The 25,175-nt window shown below is 39.6% G+C and carries 24 protein-coding genes; 12 read left to right on the top strand and 12 right to left on the bottom strand.

What is annotated here, in order from left to right:
- Window positions 1-129: 129 nt before the first annotated feature.
- Window positions 130-633 carry a LabA-like NYN domain-containing protein gene (locus tag I6F45_RS08595; protein ID WP_007586991.1) on the bottom strand — a complete coding sequence of 168 codons (504 nt, stop codon included), beginning with the start codon at window positions 631-633 and terminating at the stop codon, window positions 130-132.
- Between the two features lie 150 nt (window positions 634-783).
- On the opposite strand from I6F45_RS08595, the gene I6F45_RS08590 reads away from it, so the two are divergent.
- Both I6F45_RS08590 and I6F45_RS08585 read left to right on the top strand, forming a co-directional pair.
- The gene (locus tag I6F45_RS08590; RefSeq protein ID WP_010555313.1) at window positions 784-1,407 is read left to right on the top strand and encodes a hypothetical protein; all 624 of its coding nucleotides are present in this window, start codon (window positions 784-786) and stop codon (window positions 1,405-1,407) included.
- Window positions 1,407-2,150 carry a DUF3307 domain-containing protein gene (locus I6F45_RS08585; RefSeq protein ID WP_010555314.1) on the top strand — a complete coding sequence of 248 codons (744 nt, stop codon included), beginning with the start codon at window positions 1,407-1,409 and terminating at the stop codon, window positions 2,148-2,150. Before I6F45_RS08590 ends, I6F45_RS08585 begins: the two co-directional genes overlap by 1 nt.
- A gap of 127 nt (window positions 2,151-2,277) precedes the next feature.
- On the opposite strand, the gene I6F45_RS08580 is transcribed toward I6F45_RS08585, so the two are convergent.
- Both I6F45_RS08580 and I6F45_RS08575 read right to left on the bottom strand, forming a co-directional pair.
- Entirely contained in the window at window positions 2,278-3,672 is a 1,395-nt protein-coding gene (locus tag I6F45_RS08580; protein WP_197160249.1) for a DEAD/DEAH box helicase, read from the bottom strand.
- Window positions 3,673-3,872: 200 nt separating this feature from the next.
- Window positions 3,873-4,712: an isopenicillin N synthase family dioxygenase gene (locus tag I6F45_RS08575; protein WP_024594124.1), complete on the bottom strand. Its 840-nt coding sequence runs from the start codon at window positions 4,710-4,712 to the stop codon at window positions 3,873-3,875.
- 527 nt (window positions 4,713-5,239) lie between these two features.
- Between I6F45_RS08575 and I6F45_RS08570 the strand changes: the two genes are divergently transcribed.
- A complete protein-coding gene (locus I6F45_RS08570) occupies window positions 5,240-6,442 on the top strand; it encodes a bifunctional alpha/beta hydrolase/OsmC family protein (RefSeq protein WP_197160248.1) in 1,203 nt (400 codons plus the stop codon).
- 56 nt (window positions 6,443-6,498) lie between these two features.
- On the opposite strand, the gene I6F45_RS08565 is transcribed toward I6F45_RS08570, so the two are convergent.
- On the bottom strand, window positions 6,499-7,248 hold the full coding sequence (locus tag I6F45_RS08565; RefSeq protein WP_197160247.1) for an alpha/beta hydrolase: 750 nt from the start codon (window positions 7,246-7,248) through the stop codon (window positions 6,499-6,501).
- A 129-nt stretch (window positions 7,249-7,377) separates the two neighbouring features.
- Here I6F45_RS08565 and I6F45_RS08560 point away from each other — a divergent pair, with 129 nt between their 5' ends.
- Entirely contained in the window at window positions 7,378-7,701 is a 324-nt protein-coding gene (locus I6F45_RS08560) for a hypothetical protein (protein WP_010555318.1), read from the top strand.
- 72 nt (window positions 7,702-7,773) lie between these two features.
- On the opposite strand, the gene I6F45_RS08555 is transcribed toward I6F45_RS08560, so the two are convergent.
- The 3 genes from I6F45_RS08555 to aspS all read right to left on the bottom strand — a co-directional run bounded on the left by I6F45_RS08555 (window position 7,774) and on the right by aspS (window position 10,526).
- Window positions 7,774-8,370, bottom strand: a complete 597-nt coding sequence (locus I6F45_RS08555; RefSeq protein WP_197120083.1) for a pentapeptide repeat-containing protein — start codon at window positions 8,368-8,370, stop codon at window positions 7,774-7,776.
- 16 nt (window positions 8,371-8,386) lie between these two features.
- Window positions 8,387-8,617 carry a hypothetical protein gene (locus I6F45_RS08550; RefSeq protein WP_165729303.1) on the bottom strand — a complete coding sequence of 77 codons (231 nt, stop codon included), beginning with the start codon at window positions 8,615-8,617 and terminating at the stop codon, window positions 8,387-8,389.
- A 130-nt stretch (window positions 8,618-8,747) separates the two neighbouring features.
- Window positions 8,748-10,526, bottom strand: a complete 1,779-nt coding sequence (gene aspS / locus I6F45_RS08545; protein WP_024609898.1) for an aspartate--tRNA ligase — start codon at window positions 10,524-10,526, stop codon at window positions 8,748-8,750.
- 247 nt (window positions 10,527-10,773) lie between these two features.
- On the opposite strand from aspS, the gene I6F45_RS08540 reads away from it, so the two are divergent.
- Window positions 10,774-11,622: a DUF72 domain-containing protein gene (locus tag I6F45_RS08540; protein WP_197160246.1), complete on the top strand. Its 849-nt coding sequence runs from the start codon at window positions 10,774-10,776 to the stop codon at window positions 11,620-11,622.
- A 22-nt stretch (window positions 11,623-11,644) separates the two neighbouring features.
- The gene (locus I6F45_RS08535; protein ID WP_197160245.1) at window positions 11,645-12,142 is read left to right on the top strand and encodes a M48 metallopeptidase family protein; all 498 of its coding nucleotides are present in this window, start codon (window positions 11,645-11,647) and stop codon (window positions 12,140-12,142) included.
- A 4-nt stretch (window positions 12,143-12,146) separates the two neighbouring features.
- On the opposite strand, the gene I6F45_RS08530 is transcribed toward I6F45_RS08535, so the two are convergent.
- Together I6F45_RS08530 and I6F45_RS08525 are read right to left on the bottom strand one after the other, a co-directional pair.
- Window positions 12,147-12,887, bottom strand: a complete 741-nt coding sequence (locus I6F45_RS08530; RefSeq protein WP_197160244.1) for a DUF5677 domain-containing protein — start codon at window positions 12,885-12,887, stop codon at window positions 12,147-12,149.
- Window positions 12,888-13,114: 227 nt separating this feature from the next.
- A complete protein-coding gene (locus I6F45_RS08525; protein WP_197160242.1) occupies window positions 13,115-13,804 on the bottom strand; it encodes a DUF3334 family protein in 690 nt (229 codons plus the stop codon).
- A gap of 116 nt (window positions 13,805-13,920) precedes the next feature.
- On the opposite strand from I6F45_RS08525, the gene cmoA reads away from it, so the two are divergent.
- The 5 genes from cmoA to I6F45_RS08500 all read left to right on the top strand — a co-directional run bounded on the left by cmoA (window position 13,921) and on the right by I6F45_RS08500 (window position 18,268).
- The gene (gene cmoA, locus I6F45_RS08520; protein ID WP_197160240.1) at window positions 13,921-14,646 is read left to right on the top strand and encodes a carboxy-S-adenosyl-L-methionine synthase CmoA; all 726 of its coding nucleotides are present in this window, start codon (window positions 13,921-13,923) and stop codon (window positions 14,644-14,646) included.
- A gap of 12 nt (window positions 14,647-14,658) precedes the next feature.
- Window positions 14,659-15,627 (top strand): tRNA 5-methoxyuridine(34)/uridine 5-oxyacetic acid(34) synthase CmoB, encoded by a 969-nt coding sequence (gene cmoB, locus I6F45_RS08515; RefSeq protein ID WP_197160239.1) that lies wholly within the window; start codon window positions 14,659-14,661, stop codon window positions 15,625-15,627.
- Between the two features lie 190 nt (window positions 15,628-15,817).
- Window positions 15,818-16,870, top strand: coding sequence for a phosphoribosylformylglycinamidine cyclo-ligase (gene purM, locus I6F45_RS08510; RefSeq protein ID WP_002959993.1), 1,053 nt, complete (start codon window positions 15,818-15,820; stop codon window positions 16,868-16,870).
- Window positions 16,870-17,517: a phosphoribosylglycinamide formyltransferase gene (purN, locus tag I6F45_RS08505; protein ID WP_197160238.1), complete on the top strand. Its 648-nt coding sequence runs from the start codon at window positions 16,870-16,872 to the stop codon at window positions 17,515-17,517. Before purM ends, purN begins: the two co-directional genes overlap by 1 nt.
- A gap of 16 nt (window positions 17,518-17,533) precedes the next feature.
- Window positions 17,534-18,268 carry a DUF3108 domain-containing protein gene (locus I6F45_RS08500; protein WP_197120087.1) on the top strand — a complete coding sequence of 245 codons (735 nt, stop codon included), beginning with the start codon at window positions 17,534-17,536 and terminating at the stop codon, window positions 18,266-18,268.
- Between the two features lie 31 nt (window positions 18,269-18,299).
- Here the strand turns inward: I6F45_RS08500 and I6F45_RS08495 are convergent, their stop codons facing one another.
- Complete coding sequence (locus I6F45_RS08495) at window positions 18,300-19,064, bottom strand: class II glutamine amidotransferase (protein WP_165740353.1); 765 nt, start codon at window positions 19,062-19,064, stop codon at window positions 18,300-18,302.
- A 325-nt stretch (window positions 19,065-19,389) separates the two neighbouring features.
- Between I6F45_RS08495 and fadE the strand changes: the two genes are divergently transcribed.
- Window positions 19,390-21,846, top strand: coding sequence for an acyl-CoA dehydrogenase FadE (fadE, locus tag I6F45_RS08490; RefSeq protein ID WP_197120076.1), 2,457 nt, complete (start codon window positions 19,390-19,392; stop codon window positions 21,844-21,846).
- Window positions 21,847-21,971: 125 nt separating this feature from the next.
- Here the strand turns inward: fadE and I6F45_RS08485 are convergent, their stop codons facing one another.
- Window positions 21,972-23,093 (bottom strand): PepSY-associated TM helix domain-containing protein, encoded by a 1,122-nt coding sequence (locus I6F45_RS08485; RefSeq protein ID WP_165740358.1) that lies wholly within the window; start codon window positions 23,091-23,093, stop codon window positions 21,972-21,974.
- Between the two features lie 18 nt (window positions 23,094-23,111).
- On the bottom strand, window positions 23,112-25,148 hold the full coding sequence (locus I6F45_RS08480) for a TonB-dependent receptor (RefSeq protein ID WP_165729291.1): 2,037 nt from the start codon (window positions 25,146-25,148) through the stop codon (window positions 23,112-23,114).
- Window positions 25,149-25,175: the final 27 nt, after the last annotated feature.

Raw genomic sequence — 25,175 nt, 5'->3', positions numbered from 1 at the left:
TTAGCAAACCCAATTGATTACAGTAATAAAAAAAGCCTATATAAGGCTTAATTCATCTATTACGGCTTTGTATTAAAAACTCTCATGTTGCAGGCACTTAGCTTGCACTTTTTTAACTATTTTTTACTGTTAAAGTAGCAAAGTATTATCAATTAAATGAAATTGCTCTGCGCTTTGTTTTAATACCTCAGCGGTTAACCGGTCAGCACCGTATACATCGCACGGTACATTATATTGATTTTTTAAATGCCCAAGTAACAAAGCAAAGTCACCATCGCCAGAGAGCAAAATAACCTTATCAAGGCTTTTACCCTGCTCTAACATGTCTATTGTTATACCTACATCCCAATCGCCTTTAGCACTTCCATCACGGCGTTGAATAAATGGCTTTAGCTTTACGTCAAAACCAATCGCACGCAAAATATTTTGAAACTGATTTTGCTTTTCATCACCTCGATAAATAGCGTACGCAAAAGCACACTCAATATTGTATTGCGCCTGCATTACCCGCCAAAACGCATTGTAGTCAAAGTTTTTTCCGTAACTCTCGCGGCACGTGTAATAAATATTTTGCACATCAACAAAAATACCTACGCGTGGTTTCGTGCTTTGCTGCTCGTTTTGTAAAGTCATTTAGTGTCCTAGTGAGGATTAATAGCAATAAAAGTAACGTTATAAAATAAGTGTACCTTGCAATTTATATTTAAGTAACCTAAATTAGTTACATACCCTTATGTAACCAATATTGGTTACATATTAAAAAGTAACCATTTTGAGATTTTTATGATTGGTGTGATCAGCGGCGATATTATTAAATCGCAAACAATCCCTAAGCAGCAATACGATGCCATGCTTTATCAACTAGAGCAAAGTTTGCGAAACATTTCGGGGGAGCAAACACTTTGGAATATATACCGAGGCGATGCCTTTCAGTTACAAGTTAATAATCCTGAGCTCCTTTTTAAAAATGCCATACTTGTATATTTACACCTTAAATCGTCAGGTTATGAGCTACGGCAAAGCTTGGCACTTGGGCAAATAGATAACCCACGCAGCGATATAAAAACAGCAACCGGTTCTGCTTTTACCCTTTCGGGGCAAGGCCTTGATAAAATAGGTAATCAACGCTTTGTTTTTAATATTAATGAGCAGCAGCTTGATGAAAGCTTAAATCTTAATTTAGCCTTTGCCGACGTATTACTCACTAAAATCACGCAAAAACAAGCAAATGCCCTGTATGTCTATTTAACATCATCAGACAACAGCCACGCGGCACTGGCTAAAGAGCTTAAAACAAGTCGCGAAAATGTAACAAAACTACTAAATTTAGCGCACTACCAACTTATAGAACGCTTTATTAAGCACACACAACACGTTATAAAAAATATAATTAAAGGAGGTGAATAATGGAGTTTTCACTTTTACTGGTCGCGCTTATTATTGGCCACTTACTCGCTGATTTTTACTGGCAACCTATGAGTTGGGTAAACGACAGAAACACCCGTCACTTTAAAGCCAGTAAGCTTTATTTTCATGTACTTGTGCATGGTGTAACAAGTGCACTCATTATTACCGTGTGGGAATACACATTCGGGTGGCAACAACTAAGCAGTGTTTTAATTGCCACGGCGAGCATTATGTTGAGCCATTACTTTATTGATATAGCTAAATCGTATTCTAATAAAGGCGTGGTGCCTTTTTTACTTGATCAAATAGCGCACATACTCGTTATTATTGCGCTCAGTATTTGGCTAACTGATAACAATAGCTTTATGGCTGCAATTAATAATATGCTCACTGATCCCAAAATACTGTGGGTGGTATGCGGTTATTTAATTATTTTAAGTCCTAGCGCCGTATTTATAAGAATGATGTTAGAGCGTTTAACAAGTAACTTTTCAAGTACTGGTAGCTTACCACTTGCAGGGCAAAGCATAGGTATGCTTGAGCGCGTACTTATGCTGAGCTTTATATTGCTTGACCAATTTGCAGGGCTTGGCTTTTTACTTGCGGCAAAGTCGGTATTTAGGTTTGGCGATTTAAGTGCAAGCAAAGATAAAAAACTTACCGAGTACGTTATGCTCGGCACACTACTTAGCGTAAGTGTTACTTTATTTGTCGGCTTGGGTATTAACTATTTAATCAGGTAGGCAATACAGTAAGTACAAATTACAGGCAATAAAAAACGCGCTGCTTCTATTTATTCAAAAGAAGAGAGCGCGTTTTTTGTATCAGCCTTTAACCAAGTTCTAAATTAATTAAACGCCAATATGATCATTAATCGTTATTTGTGCGACGACGGCGTTGGCCACTACCGCCAACAGATTCACGCTTTGCCCATGGGTTTTTCGCGCTGTCATCTGTTTTAGCAGCTGGCTTTTTAGAACCACCACGGCGTGGGCCGGTACCATTACCACCATTATTTGGCTTTTTACTGTTAGGCTTGCTGCTATCAGATTTAGGCTTATTAAAAGGCTGCTTTTTCTTAGGCTTTTTAGACGGCAGTGGGCGAGCATCTAATGCGCGCTCTGCTACTGGGTTAATAGGCTCAAAACCGTCTTCTTCAGCACGTGGGATAAGCTCACCAATAAAGCGCTCAATACCGTATAAATCAACAGCATCTTCTGTTGTTACAAACGAAATCGCATGACCCGACGCACCGGCACGGCCTGTACGGCCAATACGGTGAACGTAATCTTCATATACATTTGGTAAGTCGTAGTTAACAACATGCGGTAATTCAACAATGTCTAAACCACGTGCAACAATGTCTGTTGCTACTAGTACGCGTACTTCACCACTTTTAAAACCATCAAGTGCTTTAACACGTGCGCCTTGTGATTTATTACCATGGATAGCCGCGCCTACAATGTCATCGCGCTCTAGTTGTTTAACTAAGCGGTTAGCACCGTGCTTTGTGCGGCTAAACACTAATACTTGTTGCCAATCGTTAGTGCGAATCAAGTGGCTTAGCAATGCTGTTTTACGTGTTTTATCTACCGCATAAACACACTGAGTAACACTTTTTGCAGTAGTATTTTTTGCAGCAACTGAAATTTCAACAGGGTCATTAATTAACCCTTTTGCTAATGCACGAATTTCGTCAGAAAATGTTGCCGAAAACATTAAGTTTTGACGTTTAGCAGGCATTTTAGCAATTAAGCGTTTAATGTCGTGGATAAAGCCCATGTCTAACATGCGGTCAGCTTCATCGAGTACAAGCACTTCAACGCTATCAAATTTAACTGCATTTTGATTATGTAAGTCGATTAAACGACCCGGCGTTGCTACTAAAATATCAACACCTTTACGAAGACGCTGCATTTGTGGGTTAATTTTAACGCCACCGTAAACTACAAATGAGCTCACATCTGAATGCTTAGCGTACTCTTCAACGTTTTCGCTTACTTGCAAAGCAAGCTCACGTGTAGGCGTTAAAATAAGTGCACGTACGTGGTTACTTTTAGCTTTAGGGCCTGACGACAAACGCTCAATAAGTGGTAATGTAAAACCCGCTGTTTTACCTGTACCTGTTTGCGCTGCTGCCATAACATCACGGCGTTCAATAATTGCAGGAATTGCTTGAGCCTGAATCGGCGTTGGCGTTTCATAGCCCTTTTCTAAAACCGCATTAACCAAAGACTGTGATAAACCTAAACCTTCAAAACTCATATAAACTCTCTTTTAAATTAGGCTACGTTAGCCAGTTGCGCGCATTATACCTGTAGTAGCTAAGAATGCATGCCATTATTTACGTTGCGGGCAATTGAGCATAGCTTAATAAAATTAAACCGGTGATCAAGTTGCTTAAAAATGCAAAAAACGGCCATAGGCCGTTTTATATTTATACTTAATTACTTTAAGTATAAGAGTTACTTAACACCTAACTCGCGTAAACGTTCTTGCAAGTAGCTATCTGCCGTGTAGCGCTCTGAAAGCACAACATCTGGATGCGGATGTAAAAATAACGGTAGTGAAATACGCGATTTAGTAGATGCTTTACCCGTTGGGTTAATCACGCGATGAATTGTCGATGGGAAATACCCGCCCGACGCTTCTTGTAGCATGTCGCCAATATTAATAATTAAGCTGCCAAAATCACATGGTACGTCTAACCAACCGCCATCTGTTTTTTGAACTTGTAAACCAGGCTCATTAGAAGCTGGTAATACCGTTAATAAATTAATATCACCGTGAGCAGCAGCGCGAATAGCACCTGGCTCTTCATCACCCGTCATTGGTGGGTAATGTAGGATACGTAACAATGTTTGCTCAGAACCGGCAATCATGTCTTTTAAATCAATCGAAAATTTAGCGCGAACATCAGCTGGCGCTTCAGCCTGAACCCAGCTTAGTAAAGTACCAGCAAATTCACTCGCTAAACGGTAGTATTCACGTACATCAGCTTCGAGCTCTGCAGGAACACGGCCTTTAGGATACACATGAAAGTACTCTTTAATGTCTTTTATTGTAAAGCCTTTCGCTACTTCAGATACTGAAGGCGGAAAATAACCATCTTGAGTTTCTTTAGAGAATAAAAAGTCCTGCTTTTGCTCTGAGTTAAAAAAGTCTTGCCAATTTTTGTAAATAGATTCAACTAAAGACTGTGGAATTGGGTGGTTTTTTAAAACGCCAAATCCAGTATTTCTTAACGATTCAACAAAGTGTGCAGCCGCATCGGGAGCTTTATAATCAACAGTAGGTAATTGCATTGTACGTTCCAGTGAATAGGTTGTGTGAAGTGAACTGCTTTAATAGTAGCAAATTGCCAAGATAAAGTAGAAAAGCCTTCATTATAGCGCTGTGCGAGGATAGACAAATGACCTCAAAAAAATAAGGACATATGTCCGCAAAGTAACGTTTCCACCATTAGGCTTGATCAAGATCAACTTATAAAAAAACGTTGAATTTGCAAGGTTTAGTACTTATATATGGTCTACTAGGGCGTGCTGACCTTTGGTGGGTGAATTTGTAGCAGACTGTTTGGTATTTAAGCAAGGCAGAGCCTGTGATGTGTGGTTGTTCCCCATAAATAGGCGATAACGCAGCATAAATGCCAAACATGCGCTACCCTTTGGGTTCTTTCTAGGGACGATTAACTCTTTGTTGCTCGGTTTTTACTTAGTCCACTAGGTTACAAACCTCGCGCCGCGATTAAATCGCCCCTAGATTGAACAAATTTCAATCCACAACGGTCAACACGCCCTAATATATTTTATTTGTGTAAATAAGGCTCCCCATGCGACAAAAAGTATCTTTTAAAAGCGGCGATTTAGAACTTGCCGGCCAACTAGAACGCCCCGCCGGCGACATAAAGTTTTATGCGCTATTTGCACACTGCTTCACATGCGGAAAAGACATAGCAGCAGCCACACGTATAAGCCGTGCACTTACGCAGCAAGGCATAGCCGTACTGCGTTTTGACTTTACGGGTTTAGGTAATAGCGATGGCGACTTTGCTAACAGTAACTTTTCATCAAACATTCAAGATTTAGTTTCAGCGGCTGATCATCTGCGTGAGCATTTTGCAGCGCCGCAATTACTTATTGGCCACAGTTTAGGCGGCGCTGCGGTACTTGCTGCTGCTGAGCACATTCCTGAAGTATCGGCTATTACAACCATTGGCGCGCCGTCAGATGCACAGCACGTAGCCCATAACTTTGCAGCACACCTTGATGAAATTAACGCAGCCGGTGAAGCAAAGGTAAGCCTAGCAGGCCGAGAATTTACCATTAAAAAACAGTTTATAGACGATATAGCCAAGTACGATAAAAGCCACATTAGTAAACTTAAGCGCGCATTGTTAGTAATGCACTCCCCTATTGATGCGACGGTAAATATTAGTGAAGCCGAAAAAATTTACGCATCAGCTAAGCATCCTAAAAGTTTTATTAGCCTAGATAACGCCGATCACTTACTTACTAATAAAAACGATGCCGACTACGCTGCAGAAATCATTGCAACGTGGGCTAATCGCTACGTCAAATATGACAAAACTAAATACGCCGCAAGTTTAACGGGTGGCAATGTACTTGTTGAAGAAAAAGACCATGTATTTACTCAGCACGTAAGCACTAAAGATCATACTTGGCTTGCAGATGAGCCAATAAAGGTAGGCGGTAAAAACTTAGGCCCCGATCCGTATCATCACTTATTAGCGGGGCTTGGTGCTTGTACAGCAATGACACTACGTATGTACGCTACACGTAAAGATTTAGCGCTAGAGCATGTTAAAGTAGAGCTTGATCACACTCGCGATTACAACAAAGATTGCGACGATTGTGAGCAAACCGGTAACCTAGAAGCCATTACCCGTAAAATCACTCTAGTCGGTGATTTAACACAAGAGCAACGCCAGCGTTTGCTCGAAATAGCCGACAAATGCCCTGTGCATAAAACACTACATAACAACCCTGTTATTGTAAGTGAACTGGTAAAGTAACTAGCATACAAGCAATATAGCGCAGCTAACACTGCGCTATGCTTTAACAAAACTAACTATTTACTATCTAAAAATTCTTTTACTTCTTTACTCATTCTATCCACCAGCCATTTTGGCCCGCCATCGTACATATCGTTATGACGAGATTTTTCTATTAGTGTTTGTGTAACAGGAAACTTATCCAGCTCTGAATCGTTTAACAACACATTCGCATCAGCTGGGTAATCACTACCACGTAGTGTAAACACGCGAATGTTTTTATTACGAGGGATCAACATACGACGATGATCGATCGTAATAATAGTGCTTACTTCATTGGGGTAAATAGAGCCGTATAATACCGAAATATCACCGCCGTTTGAATGCCCAAATAAGGCGAGTTTTGTAAAGTCGTACGCTGGGTATTTACTCGATAACTCATTAACTAAAAACTTAAGCGTTACCACACCACGATGCCAGTTTTCCATACGAGTGGTTAAGTAAGGCTGTTCACGGTTTAGGTAAGGGTCGGTTTTTAGTTCATGTGCAACGGCTACTGTTAAGTATCCGCGTTGATTAAACGCATTACTGGCAAACGTATACTTGTTATGACTAATACCGTAGCCCGCATTAATAAATGCCACAGGGCACTTTGCTTGCTCTGTACACTTAGCATTGTTACTTGGTAATGTAATATTGATAGGAATAGTGCGATTGCGGCTTTTATCGGTTATAACGTCGTCGGTTGCATAGCTTGTAGTGCTTATTATTGATGTAGTTAAGGTGAGTGCGCTTAACATAAAAAGCTTTTTAAGTGCTTTTTGCATATTTAAACTTATATAAATTATTGTTTTTAATTAAAAATAACTTTTACTTTATAGGTTTGCATTCTCTATTGTCAAACTATGCGATAATAGTCGCCATTGTTTTAATATATTTAGTAAAAGATCCAATAAATGAAATCATACAATAGCATTCAAGAACGTATAGAAATCCTAGAAGACAAACTAACTGCAATACATGACGAAATCGAAACACTAAAAGCACCTGCTAAAAATAACAATGAACGTATTATTTTTAAGTTCATCGAAACAGGCAGCACTGGTAAAACGAAGGATTTTGTACGTGAGTTAGGTATTAAATCACCACGTGACGGTTTGTTTTCATCAGGTGACGTTACAAAACTAATTAAAGATGGCGCTGAAGATATTTCACCTGCGTTATTAGAAATCGCAAGACAGCTTGCCAGTGCACGTAATAAAAATGGCCCAAGCCGTTAATTACCCAGTCACGCAGTATCTAGAAGCCCAGCCAAGCTGTCGCTTCTAGATATGTAATTATATTAAACTAAATTAATCACATAGTTCTATATTAAGGCTGGTAAGCAAATTAAGTGCTTCGAAGCGATCAAACTTAGCATTCGCTAAGATATTATTATTCAAATCTATATTAAACGCTGTAGCACCTACAAAATCACATTTTGTTAAGTTAGTTTGAAAAAACTCACTATCGCGAAAATCTGTTCCTGTAAATTCACTACTGCTTAAATCAGCGTGTCTAAAATCAACATTTTTGGCAAAGCAGTGTGTTAGTTTGAGGGCTTTGAGGGTTAATTCAAAAAAAGAGCTATTACTGAGCTCACAATAATTAAAACTCACCGGTGCGTTAATACTAAGCGCTGGCCAATCTACATCAGCCCATTGCAAACTATTTAATTTACAGTGGCTAAAACTTACATTTTCAAGCGAACTGTAGTTCCATTTAAGTGACGATAAATTACAGTTTTTAAAACTACATTCTATAAATCGGCAATTTTTAAACTGCCCCCCTGAAAAGTCGCAATCGATAAATATACATTCTTCAAACTCAGAGTTTTCAGTTAGCTGCTCTGCGTACTGCAAAGCATTAAATTGCTCATCAAAATACTGTTTATTGTTACTTAACAACACAATTTACCTATTAGATTTAACCTGCGTAGCCATTATTTTTAGGTAAATCTTTTTTAAGAGCAAGCACTGCAATAAAAATTAAACCAAACAATGGAAATAGCGCAAAACAGCCACCCACAAACGCTAAAACACCTGGCATAGTACTTTTACGCTTACCTATTTTGTAGCTAATTACAGCAAAAATAGGGATGCATAATATAATAAAAAAAGCTAAAAACTCACCAAATAAGGTTAGATGAAATGACATAAGAACTCCTTTTCAATATGGATAATAGCAATCGGCACAAACCTTTAAACTGCTTTAAATTTAACCACAAAAAAACCCTTAAGCATATAACTTAAGGGTTTTTAAATTTAGCTTAAAAGCTAAGCAAAAATTACTCTTCGCTTGATACTTCTTTTTCTACAACACTAATTGCAAGCTCAGCTAACGAATCGAGGTTAGGTTTACTTGGCGCGTTAGTTAATAAACACGATGCTTGTGTTGTTTTAGGGAAAGCAATAACGTCACGAATGTTATCGGTACCACATAAAAGCATTGCTAAACGGTCAAGACCAAATGCTAAACCTGCATGTGGTGGTGTGCCGTATTTAAGTGCATCAAGTAAAAAGCCAAACTTGTCTTGTTGCTCTTGCTCGTTAATACCTAAAATTCTAAATGCGGTTTCTTGCATATCTGCATTATGAATACGCACCGAACCGCCACCCACTTCGTAGCCGTTTAATACCATGTCGTAGGCATCTGAAATTGCTGCTGCTGGGTTTGCTTCAAGCTCACTTGCAGTAATATCTTTTGGTGCAGTGAATGGATGATGTACAGCATGTAATGTGCCTTCGTCATCTTCTTCAAACATTGGGAAGTCTACAACCCAAAGTGGTGCCCAGCTATTAAGGTTAGTGATTTCTAAATCAACACCAATCTTAACGCGCAGTGCGCCCATAGCTTCATTTACTGTGTTGCGCTTATCGGCACCAAATAAAATAATATCGCCAGACTGTGCATTAGTACGCTCAAGCAATTTAGTAATTACGTCTTCGCTTAAAAACTTAGCCACTGGTGATTGAACGCCTTCAGCGCCTGCAGTGTGGTCGTTTACTTTCATCCACGCCATGCCTTTAGCACCGTAAATACCAATAAACTTAGTGTAATCGTCAAGCTGTTTACGAGAAAGCTTAGCGCCACCTGGTACTGTTAATACAGCAACACGGCCTTTTTCGTCGTTAGCCGGACCAGAGAAAACATTAAACTCTACGTCTTTCACTAAATCAGCAATATCAACTAATTTCATTGGGTTACGTAAATCAGGCTTATCAGAACCGTAAAGGCTCATTGCCTCGCTGTAAGGCATGATTGGGAAATCGCCTAAATCAACGTTTAGCAGTGTTTGCCACATCTCGCGGATCATTTTTTCAGTCATACCACGTACTTGATCAGAGCTCATGAACGAGGTCTCTATATCTATTTGGGTAAATTCTGGTTGGCGATCGGCACGTAAATCTTCATCACGGAAACATTTAACAATTTGGTAGTAACGGTCAAAACCCGACATCATCAACAATTGCTTAAACAACTGTGGCGACTGCGGTAATGCGTAAAAGCTACCTTTATGAACACGGCTCGGTACTAAGTAATCGCGCGCGCCTTCTGGCGTTGCTTTAGTTAGTACTGGCGTTTCGATGTCTAAAAAGCCGTTTTCATCTAAAAAGCGACGAACAAAGCTGCTTGCTTTAGCACGTAATTTAATACGGTCACTCATTTCTAAACGACGTAAATCTAAGTAACGGTACTTTAAACGACGCTCTTCTGAGTTTACTTGGTTAAAATCTAGCGGTAATGGTTCAGAGCGGTTAATAATATTAAGCTCTTTACCTAAAATTTCGATCTCCCCTGTTGCCATGTCTTTGTTTACTTGGCTGTCTGGGCGTGCGCGAACAACACCTTTTAACTGAACACAAAATTCTTGGCGAAGTGTATTAGCTGAACTCATTAATTCTTCAATGTCAGAGTCGAATACAACTTGAACTAAACCTTCTCTATCGCGTAAATCGACAAAGATAAGTCCACCAAGGTCACGTCGTTTGTTGATCCAGCCACATAGTTCTACTTCTTGATCTACGTGAGTTTTATTTAGCTGTCCGCAATATATAGAGCGCATAGTTTTCCTGTCAGATAAAAGGCTTAAACGGTTAAAGTTATTTGTTTTAAGGCGTGTGATTTAAAAAACAGGTCACCACAATACAAATAAAGCCGTTAGCAATCTAAAAATAATCAAATTAAGCTCTGCATTATACCCAAGTAGTATCAAGATACTAGGGCGTGTACGGCTTTTACCCCTGAATTTACAGCAGCTCGTTTTGTTATTTGCTACACTATCGCCACTTTATAATAAGGCGCTAGTTTGTATGTTATATATTGGATGCCCGCAGTGGTCGAGTAATGCATGGAAAGGCAATTTATTTTCAAGCCAATGTAAAAACGCCGATATGCTTAGCCAATACGCCCAACACTTTAACTCTGTTGAAGGCAATACCAGCTTTTACGCTGACCCTTCGCCAAGCACCGTATTGCGCTGGGTAAACAGCGTACCCGACGATTTTAAATTTACTTTTAAGTTTAATCGTCGCTTTAGCCACGAACTCCACCTTACTAATATACAAACTGAGCTTACTGATTGGCTAAACTTGTTCTCCCCTATTTTAGAAAAAACCGGGCAAATCATGCTGCAATTGCCAAAAGCCTTTGGCCCAAACGACTTACCCAAACTCGCACAGTTTATTAGCCTGTTACCTAAAGAGATTAATTACGGTGTAGAAGTACGCCATGCCGCATTTTTCAAAAAAGGTGAAGCCGAAATAGCGCTTAATCAGCTATTAATAACAAACAATATAAATCGCATATCAATGGATACGCGTGCCCTATTTGCGGTAAAACCTACTACCGAAGCACTAATAGATGCACAGCAAAAAAAGCCTCATTTACCAGTGCACGCTATTGCTACAGGCTCGCAGCCTATGGCGCGCTTTGTAATAGCCGATTTACAAAACGACTATAAACCCTTTTATAAACCGTGGCTGAGCAAAGTAAAACAATGGCTTGATGAAGGTAAAACACCGTATGTGTTTTTTCATACCGCCGATAACCGAGAAGCGCCGTTATTAGCTCGCCAGTTTTGTAATGACCTAGGTTATAATCACAAAGCATTAAACCCCTTTACGGGCGAAAAAGAAGCCCACCAGCAAGCGCTTTTTTAAATAATAAAATTAGAGAATATAAATGAGTGAATACGCACGTTACTTTACCGGCTACCCTGCAAACATTGTTGAGCAGGTATTAAGCCTAATCAACAACAAAAAGGTAAGTAACTACTTACTTAAAAAATACCCACAAGCGCATACCCTAACCAGCGATAAGTTACTTTATAGCTACGCCACCGAACTTAAAAAACAATATTTAAAAAATGCCCCGCCGTTTGGCCGCGCTGCATTTAAAAAACAAGGCGACATGGTCACCAATGCATTAGGTACACACACCTACCGTATGCAAGGCAAAACCCGTAAGCACGATTTAGCGATTAACAGCGATTTGCTAAACGCTCCCGAGCCACTACTAAAAGCATTAGTGGTTCATGAATTAGCGCATTTTAAAGAAAAAGACCATAACAAAGGCTTTTACCAACTTTGCTGCCACATGGAACCGCAGTATCACCAATTGGAATTAGACTTAAGGATATTTTGTGTGGTAGTGGCGATGGGAGAGAATCCGTATTTGTAAATTTTTAGTTGTCTTTATCATAAGCTTTTACGAAATCTGAAAACTTACGAACATCCGACAAATCGAAATCTGAAATATACGGATAACCTAATTTAGACAAAACTTCAGCGTATCCCTCAATAAAAAACACTAGGATACTGGACATAAATAAATAGTTTATTTCATTTCGCTTAATTTCCTGTAGTGGTTCATAAGTATGACTTATATTCTCTTGCATTAAAGCATCAAAACCAGAGTGGGAATGGGATGACCAAAAAGAGTATTTATCGTATAGAAACTTTGGCATATTGAGATGATTACCTAATTCGTACCAACTTTTAGGTTTCCAATCATACTTTTTAGGCTCTTTAAAATTGTTCAATTCTAGTCGTGAAGTTAATTCATCCATAATTTCCTGTTCTTGAAGAATTTTATTATCTAATTCAACACTACTAACTCTTAGCTTATTCCTTCCCCTATTTCTATATCCAAGTAGCTTGTACCAATCTACAACATCGTGATCAATTTCATCTCCAAAAAAATGATAAGCGATTACTACCAAATTCTCATATGAAACTCTTAAAAGTGCTATCACACTCGAATTATCGTAATAAAGATAACTCTTTTCTAAATGATTAAATTCAAGCGTATTAGCCATTAACATTTCTGTAGTATTGAGATGCTTTAAGAGCTTGATAGAAGCAACATTCATGAAGTAATAGTTATCATCTTTTTCGTTTATAAATTTGAAACCAGATTCAAACATGTTGCAAGCAATTCGGTAAAACTTGCTGTAATCCTTTTGGCTAACCATAGAATCCATCTTATTTAAAATATTATTTAACTTTGATAGTAAATAAAATACTTTATTTCTAAGCTAAACGGGGATCTAAAAAACGCGATATCAAATCGCGCTTTTTCTGGATTTGTATTAACTTACTGATAGCTGTGTAAACGTTGGGTTTCGTTTCACTCAAACCAACCTACGTAACATTAAAGTCCTAAGCCTGCCATAAAGTCGTCATCTGCATCATCTTGCACAATGTCTTTAGCCTTTGCGCTTTCTTTTTCAGCTTTCTTTTTAGCTTCGTTTTCAATTATGTCGTCTGGATCGAGTGCTTCTGCAATATCAAAGTCATGTAATTTAATAAACTCTGTTTTATCCATCGCTAATTCCAAGTAAAAGATATTCTGCTTACTTGTGGTGAATGTTACGCGGCGGGCTTGCGGGCGATCCATCGTGGTATCTACCGATATTTGCACTTGCTTGTTAATGGCCATCATTTTTGGCTGATTTTGTGTAATTGAAGTATGAAGCTGCTCACGCACTTTAGACGTAAAGTCGCCCACAATTTGGTTCATCAACTCGCCTAATACATTTGATACGTCGTCTGATAAATGGCTATGCGCTATTTCATTCTCAGGCATACCCATATTACGCATATAATCGCCATAAATTTCCATCGCCGCTTGCGAGGTAAAGTTGGTAATTACAAGGCCGGTAAAACCGCCGTCAAATAAAACAAAGCAGCCAATATCTGGTCGCATACATGTACGCGTTATTTTTTGTACCATGGCAGAGTAGCTAATACCATTACCGCTGGCTGATGTGAGTACGCCTGTCACTGAATGACAAAGGGTTGCTAATATATCGTCTGTGCTGATGACCTTACTTTTGCTCATTTAATCTTCTCTTTTATACTTATTATTCATAATTCTAGTCAAGCTACTGAATTTATCACTGACTATCCAGTATAAAATGTTAAAATAACTCTATTATTTACAAAGAGACTGCCTTCGTGACCATAAAAGACAGTATTTATGCCTCTGAGCAACAAGTAAAAGATTTTAGCTTTGACCAAAATGTAGTCGAAGTTTTTCCAGATATGATTCAGCGCTCTGTACCGGGCTATGCAACTATTGTTAGTACAATGGGTAAACTTGCCGGTGAATACGCACAAAGTAACTCTAATCTTTACGATTTAGGCTGCTCGCTAGGTGCAGTAACGCTTAGCATGCGCCGAAATATTCGTACCGATAACTGCCATATAATAGCGGTAGATAACTCGCAAGCGATGGTTGAGCGTTGCAAGGTACATTTACAGGGTTTTAAATCAGATGTGCCCGTTACTGTTACTTTAGGCGACATTAATGAGCTTGAAATTCAAAACGCCTCAGTTGTAGCAATGAACTTTACACTACAGTTTATTCCGCATGCTCAGCGCCAAGCCGTGCTTGAAAAAATATACGCTAATCTAAAACCTGGCGGTGTATTACTGCTTAGCGAAAAAGTAAAAGCCGAAAACGAGCTATGCGATAATTTATTAATAGATTTACACCACGACTTTAAACGTCACAATGGCTACTCTGAGCTTGAAATAAGCCAAAAGCGTACCGCCATCGAAAACGTTATGCGCCCAGATACACTCAGCGCTCACTTTATTCGCTTACAAGATATTGGTTTTAGCCAAACTCAAGTGTGGTATCAATGTTTTAATTTTTGCTCAATGGTAGCAATTAAATAAAGAGAGTGACTTATGTCTCAATGGTTTAACCAATTTTACGCATCTATCGCACAAAGCCCTCTTAGCCACTGGCTAGAAACCCTGCCGGCACAATTAAAACACTGGCAAAACGAGGCAAGCCATGGCGATTTACCTAAATGGCAAAAAGTGCTTAAAAATTTGCCTGAAGTAGCAACTACGCATGTAGATGTCTCTACCAAGGTAGAAATAGGCGCGTCAGGGGAGATGAGTGATGGCGAACAAAAACAGGCGATGCATTTATTAAAACGTATGATGCCGTGGCGCAAAGGCCCATTTAGTGTTCACGGTATTGAAATAGACACTGAATGGCGCAGCGATTGGAAGTGGGATCGCCTACTTCCTCATATTGAGCCATTAAAAGGCCGCACTGTTTTAGATATTGGTTGTGGTTCTGGTTATCATTTATGGCGTATGCGCGGTGAAGGTGCAGAGTTTGTAGTGGGTATTGATCCGTCTGATTTATTTTTATGTCAGTTTCAGGCAATTAAACACTATAACCCAGACGAAAACGTGCATTTATTACCACTAGGCGTTGAGGCATTACCCGAGCTTAAAGCCTTTGATACGGTTTTTTCGATGGGCGTACTTTATCATCGTCGCTCACCTATCGACTTTTTAGCGCAGTTAAAGGCGCAGCTTCGCCCAGGCGGCGAACTTGTACTTGAAACGCTAGTAATTGAAGGTGATGAAAACACAGTATTAGTCCCTACCGACCGCTACGCTAAAATGCGCAACGTTTGGTTTATTCCAAGTACTGCAGCATTAAAACTATGGATGGAACGCGTTGGCTTTAAAGATGTGCAAATAAAAGATTGCGCTATTACCACGCTTGAAGAGCAACGCAAAACCGATTGGATGGAAAACGAATCGTTAATCGACTTTTTAGATCCAAACGATACAAGTAAAACAATTGAAGGCTACCCCGCTCCACTTCGAGCCATATTAACCGCAAAAGCATAGCTGTTAATTTAACGCCTTTAATACTAAAAAAACGCCTACGGGCGTTTTTTTGTTTATTTAAACAACAGACAGCGGACAAGTGTCCTTGTTAATTATTTCAAAATTACATTTGAGCTAGCCGCGACCTTGCAATTGTTGTAAAATACGCGCGTTTCTAAGCAACCCAAAACAACTATTTTGAGGAAAACCTGTGAGCGAACAAAAACAGTCTCTAAGCTATAAAGACGCGGGCGTAGATATCGACGCTGGTAATGCACTTGTTGAGCGTATTAAAGGCGTAGTTAAAAAAACTCGTCGTCCTGAAGTAATGGGCGGAATTGGTGGTTTTGGCGCACTTTGCGAAATTCCTGAAGGCTACAAGCAACCAGTATTAGTTGCAGGCACAGATGGCGTTGGTACTAAACTACGTTTAGCAATCGACTTAAAAAAACACGATACGGTTGGTATTGATTTAGTTGCAATGTGTGTAAACGACTTAATTGTTCAAGGTGCTGAACCCCTGTTTTTTCTAGATTACTATGCAACTGGTAAACTAGATGTAGACACAGCAGCTGACGTAGTTACAGGTATTGGCAAAGGTTGTGAAATTTCAGGTTGCGCCCTAATTGGTGGCGAAACAGCTGAAATGCCAGGTATGTATGATGGTGAAGACTACGACATGGCAGGCTTTTGTACAGGCGTTGTAGAAAAATCAAAAATTATTGATGGCACAAAAGTAGCAGCAGGCGATCAGCTTATTGCACTTGCTTCAAGCGGCCCTCATTCAAATGGCTTCTCTTTAATTCGTAAAGTACTTGAAGTGTCAAAAGCTGATACCAGCGCTGACTTTGAAGGTAAAACATTAGGCGAAACCTTACTTGAGCCTACTCGTATTTACGTAAAACCTTTACTTGAGTTATTCAAAAACGTTGACGTACATGCGCTTTCGCATATTACTGGCGGCGGTTTTTGGGAAAACATTCCACGTGTATTACCCGCTTCAGCAAAAGCTGTAGTTAAAGGTGATAGCTGGCAGTGGCCACCTATTTTTAACTGGCTACAAGAAAACGGCAATATTACTACACACGAAATGTACCGTACATTTAACTGTGGTGTAGGTATGGTTTTAGTAGTTCCTGCAGACAAACTTGAGCAAAGCTTAACAATGCTAAAAGACTTGGGCGAAAATGCATGGCACCTTGGTGAAATTCAAGATGCAGCAGCTGGCGAAGAGCAAGTTGAAATTGTAGGTGGTGCTAAGTAATGGCACCGACTCGTCTGGTAGTTTTAATCTCAGGTAGTGGCTCTAATTTACAAGCCATCATAGATGCCTGCGAACGTGGCGAGATAAACGGACATATAGCGGCTGTTATTAGTAACAAAGCAGACGCTTATGGCCTAGAGCGTGCAAAAAAAGCAGGTATTGCTACAAAAGTGCTCAGTCATAAAGATTTTGACTCGCGCGAAGCGTACGATGCGCAATTAATGAACGTTATCGACTCTTTTATGCCAAATCTAGTTGTATTAGCTGGGTTTATGCGTATTCTTACTCCTGGCTTAGTGCAAAAATATGTTGGAAAAATGTTGAACATTCATCCATCTTTGTTGCCTAAGTATCAGGGGCTGAATACCCACCAAAGAGCAATTGATGCAAAAGACGATGTTCATGGCGTAAGTGTTCACTTTGTTACTGAAGAATTAGACGGCGGTCCCGTTATTCTTCAGGCGCAAATACCTGTACTCAAGGATGATACAGCAGAAACATTAGCAAAACGCGTGCATGAGCAAGAGCATATAATTTATCCTTTGGTGGTCAAGTGGTTCAGTGAACACAGACTTACTATGGAAGCAGATTATGCAGTTCTTGACAAAAAACAACTTCCTTCACACGGCGCGCACTACTCACAATAAAAAAATAAGTGCCCTGTTGTTATGTGCGGGCGCTTTACTTCCAACTAGCCTAATTGCAGGCGAATTGACCCAATATCAAGCTAACTACGATATTTTACGCAAAGGTAAAAATCATGGTGAGGCTGTTCGTGAGCTCAAAAAAATGGGCGACGATACTTATGAACTAACATACCACAGCAATATTGAGTGGATGATTTTCTCTGATTCTCGTGAAGAAACATCAAAGTTTACCTTTAAAGATGGCAAGGTCACCCCGCATCATTACAATATGATCCGCACCGGTACAGGCCCTGATAAAGATTATAAAATTGATTTTGATACAACAAACAAAGTAGTGACTAGCAGTGCTAGCGAATACCCTCTTAAATGCGAATGGACTGATGACTTTCAGGATGCTATTTCGTACCAAGTACAAGTACGCGAAGGATTGAAAAAAGGCGAAACGAGCTTTTCATTCCCGCTTATTGATAAAAAAGGTAATCGCCGCGACTACAATTTTGAAGTATCTGGCACCGAGATGATTTCGTTGCCTATCGGTAATGTAGAAGCTATTAAAGTAAAGCGTTTATACGATAACGATAAACGCCAAGCAATTGCATGGTTTGCGCCAGAAATGGATTACATGCTGGTACGTATGTGGAAAGGTGAAAAAGGCATGGAGCAGTTTGAAGTTCAAATGAATTCATTTACTGTTACTGCACCTACAGCTGTTGCGCCTGCTATAGCACAACAACCTCAAGAAGCTAACTAGCTTTAAATAAATCAGTAATAAAATAGGTGGGCTAAATTAGCTCACCCATTTTAAACAATGCAAACTCCCCCGGCTCCATTTTTTGCCAGCGCTCATCATTTGTCAAAGGTCTTGTGGCTATTACTGTTACTACATCGTTTGGTGTGGTCTCTTGTTGAAAATCAACCACCATGTCGGCATCAATCAACGTTGCTTTACCAAATGGCGCACGGCGCGTTATGTAATGTAAGTTATTAGTGCAATACGCTAGAACAAACACCCCGTCGGTCAATAGCATATTAAACACGCCTTTTTCACGCAACGTATGCGAGAGCTTAGCGGCGTATCTAAAAACCGATGCCATATTACTTGGACGTTTTGGGTATTTTTCGCGAATTTTATCGAGTAACCAACAAAAAGCGAGTTCGCTATCGGTGTTCCCCACTGGACGATAGTACTCTGTTTTTAAATCATGATAATTTGATAGTTGCCCGTTGTGTGCATAGGTGAGCTCACGCCCCCACAACTCTCGTGTAAACGGATGGGTGTTTTCCAGACACACTCTACCGCGGTTCCCTTGTCGAATATGGCTAATAACCGATACACTTTTAATTGGGTATGCTTTAACGAGTTTAGCTATTTCAGATTGATAACTCGGCTCAGGATCTTTAAAGGTTCTACAGCCTTTACCTTCGTAAAACGTAATACCCCACCCATCTTTATGTGGGCCGGTATTTCCACCACGCTCTAAAAGGCCTGAAAAACTAAAACAAATATCGGTAGGCACGTTGGCTGACATGCCAAGTAATTCACACATTAATAAAATAACCCTTAAAAACCATACATTAAAAATAAATAGCGTTATATTTTTACATTAGGCGTACACTAATTTACAGCCCACTATGATTACTATACTTACTTAAAAAGTGTCATTTTGCTATTAGATTTATTTATTTTTACGTTAACAATACTTGCAGCTAACGCTTTGACTATACGATAGTAATTAAGCGTTCCTCTGTCGGGTAATTAAATATCGTATTTAAGTTACTTTCTACTACAATTTAACATCGTTATGTACTTGAAAATTACTGTTACTAGCGCTACTCTAAGTGAGGTGGTCTGACCTCTATTAAGGAATAAAAATGACACTCATATTTACACTGGTTCTAATCGTGTTGCTTTGCACTGCGATTTACCACAGAGCAAGTTGGAACACAGCACTTGGTGTTTCAGCTATTACTTTATTAATTGGTACCTTTGCGGGTGCTTTTGGTTTAATTAGCTGGTTGATCTTTTTGATCATCGCGGTTCCTCTTTCTGTTACTGGCATTCGTCAGCAATATATTATCAAGCCAATTTTTGCTATGTTTAAAAAAGTAACGCCAAGCATGTCTGATACTGAAAAATCAGCTATTGATGCCGGTACAACGTGGTGGGAAGCTGATTTATTTTGTGGTAACCCAGATTGGAAAAAGCTTCACCAATACCCAGTTCCTAAACTTACTATTGAAGAGCAAGCCTTTGTTGATGGCCCTGTTGAAGTAGTATGTAGCATGTTGGACGATTGGGAAGCAACGCACGAACTAACCGACCTTCCTCAAGATGTATGGCAATATCTAAAAGATAATAAATTCTTTGCCATGATCATCAAAAAAGAATATGGCGGTTTAGAGTTTTCTGCATTTGCACAGTCATGTGTACTTCAAAAACTAACAAGTAAATCAACATTACTTTCGTCAATTGTTGGTGTACCGAACTCTTTAGGCCCAGGTGAATTATTACAACACTATGGTACAAAAGAACAAAAAGATCATTACTTGCCGCGCCTAGCGAGCGGTCAAGAAATTCCATGTTTTGCATTAACGTCGCCAGAAGCGGGTTCTGATGCAAGCTCAATTCCAGACTACGGTGTGGTATGTAAAGGGCAATGGAATGGTGAAGAAGTTGTGGGTGTTAGTTTAACGTGGAATAAGCGTTACATTACACTTGCCCCAGTTGCTACCGTACTTGGTCTTGCGTTTAAGTTACAAGATCCAGATGGCTTAATTGGCGACAATAAAGAGCCAGGTATTACCTGTGCACTTATACCAACGGATACTCCTGGAGTTGAAATTGGTCGTCGACATTTCCCGCTTAACGTACCATTTCAAAATGGGCCTACTCGCGGTAAAGACATTTTTGTACCACTTGATTACATTATTGGTGGTCCAGATATGGCTGGTCAAGGCTGGCGTATGCTGGTTGAATGTTTATCGGTTGGTCGTGCAATTACATTGCCGTCAAACTCTGCCGGTGGCATTAAAATGATTGCCATTGCGACAGGTGCGTATAGCCGCATTCGTCGTCAGTTCCGTTTACCTATTGGTAAAATGGAAGGTGTTGAAGAGTCACTAGCTAAATTAGCTGGTTACGCTTACAGCTCTGATGCTGCGGTTAGTATGTCTACGGGTGCGGTTGATTTAGGCGAAAAGCCATCGGTTGTTTCTGCCATTATTAAATACCACCTTACAGAGCAAATGCGTGATGCAACTATTCATGCAATGGATGTACTTGGCGGTAAGGGCATCATGCTTGGGCCAAATAACTATTTAGGTCGTGGCTATCAAGGTGCACCTATTGCCATTACCGTTGAAGGTGCAAACATCTTGACCCGTAATATGATTATTTATGGTCAAGGTGCAATTCGCTGTCATCCATTCGTACTAACAGAGCTTGGTGCATGTGAAATAGAAGACCGCGAAGAAGCGCTTAATGTATTTGATAAAGCGCTAATGGGCCATATTGGTTTTACTATGTCGAACCTTGTGCGTACTAAGTGGCTTGCGCTCACAGGTGCTCGTTTTACAAGTGTGCCGTACAACGACGAAACAGCTGAATTTTACCGTATAGCGTCACGCTTTAGTGCATCACTTGCTCTTATGTCTGACATTAGCATGGCAGTATTTGGTGGTTCACTAAAACGTAAAGAACGTATTTCAGCACGTTTAGGTGACTTACTTAGTTACTTATACTTAGTGTCTGCAACGCTTAAGCGTTACAACGATGAAGGCCGTAAAAAAGAAGATTTTGCGCTAGTAAAATGGAGTTGCCAAGATCACCTTTACCATTGCCAACGTGCACTTGCTGATTTAATTAATAACATGCCTTCGGCTCCACTACGCGCCGTGTTAAAAGTATTGTTATTCCCGTTTGGTCGCCCGGTTCGTAAACCAACTGACCAACTTGAGCATAAACTTGCGCAACTACTACAAGTACCTAGCGAAACGCGTAACCGTTTAGCAAGCTATGTATACTTAACAAATGAGCCGCTTAACCTTGTAGGTCGTCAAGAGCAAACGCTTAAAGACGTACTTGCTGTTGAGCCATTATTTGAAAGAGTATGTAAAGAAAAAGGCCTTAAACTGCCATTCTTCCAGCTTGATAAAGTAGCGCAAATGGGGCTTGAAGCAGGCATATTAAGCCAAGCAGAGGCTGATAAACTAGCTGCTGTTGAGCAATCTCGTTTAGATGTTATTAACGTTGATGACTTTGACCCAGCTGACTTACTTGCAGGCAAAGCCGCGCGTAATAGCGTTAAAAAAGAAGCTGATGCGGCTTAATTAACTAAGTAAGCATTTGAATACTAAAAGCCAGCGCCTAATGCGCTGGCTTTTTTGTGTAAAATAAATTGTTATATATCAAATCGCACATATCAAGCAATCAAATACTCGTCGACAAGTGTAAATTAGCGCTTATTTATCAATCGCTTCCATGCTAAAACTATGCCTGTATACACTAAAAAACATGCGAACAATGATGCCAAACCAGCTAATGTTTGCCCTAAAAAACCAAAGTATTCACCGGTATGTAAAAATCGAGATGTTCCCCATGCTTGATCGCCTCGCGTCCAATCCGATTTTTTAAACGTTTTAGTTACGTCGCCCGTGTGAGTATCTAAAAATAATGAATACGCATATTCTTGACGATTCCCAATACTGGTATCAATATAAAAACGTGCTTCGTGTTTTTTGTCACCTAATTCTAACCACATTGAATACCAATCAGCGGCACCATTATTAATTGCATGTATTTGAGCTTGTTGGAATAGAGCATCGTAAGGTACTTTATCAGCCGATAAATCTAATACTGGTAGATGCTTTTCTCGCTCCGGTACGTTTTGCCCAAACGCGCCATATAACGCTTTATTCGCCCAGTCAAAATGAAACAAAGTAGCCGTTAATGACAAAACGAGTAAAACCGGTAAACACCAAATTCCAAAAACTAAATGCCACTGCCTATTTCGATGATGTGATGATTTGTAACTCTTTGCTAGTAATAAATATCCTTTTAATGCAGAGCGATTAAATCGCTTTGGTAACCACAGATAAGCACCCGATAGTAATAAAAAGATAAAAAATAGATTAGCGTAGCCATTTATATTTTTGCCAATCACTTGTGAAGCGCCATGCAGTAATAAATAACGATGTATATCAGTTACAACGTGAAAAAAACCAGCCGCTAGCCCCTCTCCTTCACGAATAACATCTCCCGTATAAGGGTGTAATAAGTAGCTATGTTTTCCCGCCCAGGCAGGAATAGCAGCCCCTTCTCGATTTACCCAACGAATATAAATATGTGATTGACTCGGATGCGATTCTTGCAAAATATCTACAACATCATCAGTCGATAGCCGCTGTTGAGCATAGGTGCTTTTTACAGTAAATCGCATTTCATCTAGCTCAACAATCTGTCGCTCATAGGTTAATAAAAAACCCGTGAACGACATGCTAAAAATAAATAAACCGGCGATTAAACCTATAATTAAGTGAGCCCAAAAGACCCACTTTTTAAACAATTTTAAGAACATAAAATAAGTTACTTATTCTTAAAACTGATAAGAAATCGATAAGCGAATATCGCGCCCAGATTCGTATGGACCAACAACAGTGTCAAATACTTCACTGTAATCACCCACACTTGAATGATCGATATATAACTCATTAAATAAGTTAGTAACAGCAACATTAAATAATAATGCATTTGTCACATTCCACTGCCCATATAAATCAACAGTGGTATAGCTTGGTTTATTTAGGGTATATAAAGAATCGGTCCAACCAAGGTCAACAGCTTGATGAAGAGTATTAATATCGAGTGAATCGACTTTAATTACACTAAAACCAACCTTTGCATCGGTGTTAATGTCGTAATCAACGCCGGCAACCCATGTATTGCCTCTGCTATTACCTAAACCGACAAACTCATAGCCATTAATATCAATTGCATCATAACTTACACTGTACAACCCATCACGTGGGTCAAGCTCTGTATCAGTAGCTGAAAATCCAATGAAGAAATCAAATGAATTTAAACGATATGCTAGGTCAAACTCAAACCCTTTAGTCTCTAACGTGCCTATATTGTTATAAACCGAGTTTCCTTCATACCCTTCAAATATCACATCATCTAAAGACGAATTATAAATACTTGCCTTAGCGGATAAATTTTCATTAGTGTACGTTATGGATGCTTCAATATTAGCTACGGTCTCAGGTACTAAACTTTCATCCGCTACTGGAATATCTGAACCGTCATATAAATATCCATCAATGGTAAAGCCATCCCCTATTTGTTTACCACGCGCGGCTTCAGCATACCCAAGCCCTACTGTCCAAGCATCATTAATATCGTATGCTAAACCGATATTAAAGCTCACTTCATTGTCGTCTAAACTCGATGCGCTTTCTGTAATTGCAGTCCCATAATATTCATCTAATAGGATGTCTTGTTTAAACTTATAACTATCAAAACGCACCCCATAACTCAGTAAAAGTTGTGGAGTAATATCACTATAACCTTGTGCATAAACACCCAGTACACTGCCTTGTTCTGAATTTTCTTTTGCACCAGCTGCAGACCCACTCGATACTTCATCGTTTCTATAATCAATGCCATAAACAAATTTATGTTCATCAATAATACTTGTATTACGAATATCTAAGCCATATGTGTCAATGTCAGCAAGCCAAGCAAATCGGCCGCCATTAAAAGATGATTCGGTTTTGTATGCTGTCGCCTCTAAATACAATAAGTTATTGTGAGAAAATATATAATTAGCAACGTAAGTCTCTCGCTCTGCTTCACTTGGGTACAAAGCATCACCCTCTTGTACCGCCCAGTTAGGGCGTGCTGAAAAATCCCCTTCTTCGTCGCGTTTTTCAATACTTACCGACAAATGATGATTATCTGCTAACTCACCACTGGCTTTAATAAACATCATATCTTGATCGGCGGCCGTACCATAAATAGTATCGCCATCACCATCTTCCATGTTCTCGCGATTCACAGTACTGAAATATCCTAGTACGCCCCATGTATCACTTAATTTACCGTATACACTAGTGCTTAAACGCGTACCGTCATTTGAAAAGTAACTTGCTTTAACACGTCCACCAAATTGTTCACCTTGATTAAGTAAGTCTTGCGCGTCTTTAGTTTTAAAGCGGATAGAGCCGCCAATCGCACCAGGACCACTTGTTGCTTCGCCGGCACCTGCTTGCACATCTATTTGCTGTAATAGGTCAGGATCTATTGTTACACGACCAATATGATGAAATAACGTTGATGTTTGCTGTGCACCATCAACCGTTATATTTAATAAAGAATCTTCAACACCACGAATATAGATCTTTTGTGCAACGCCTACCGAGCCGCCCACGCTAACAGAAGGTGAATGTCGAAAAATGTCAGCCAGATCACTTGCTTGATATTGTTCTATTTCTTCAGCTGTAATACTCAAATTAGTTGCAGAACCAACTACAGATATTTTTTCAACAGACGCTGTACTTTTAGTAAGTTCTTGCGCGTATATAGGTGAACTAAATGATGCACAAATGGCACTCATTAAGGCTAATTTTTTCAAGGGGGACGTTCCTTCTTAATTGCAAAT

The organism is Pseudoalteromonas sp. SWYJZ19, assembly GCF_015864375.1.
Taxonomy (GTDB): Bacteria; Pseudomonadota; Gammaproteobacteria; order Enterobacterales; family Alteromonadaceae; genus Pseudoalteromonas; species Pseudoalteromonas arctica.
This window is presented reverse-complemented; position numbering and strand designations above follow the sequence as displayed.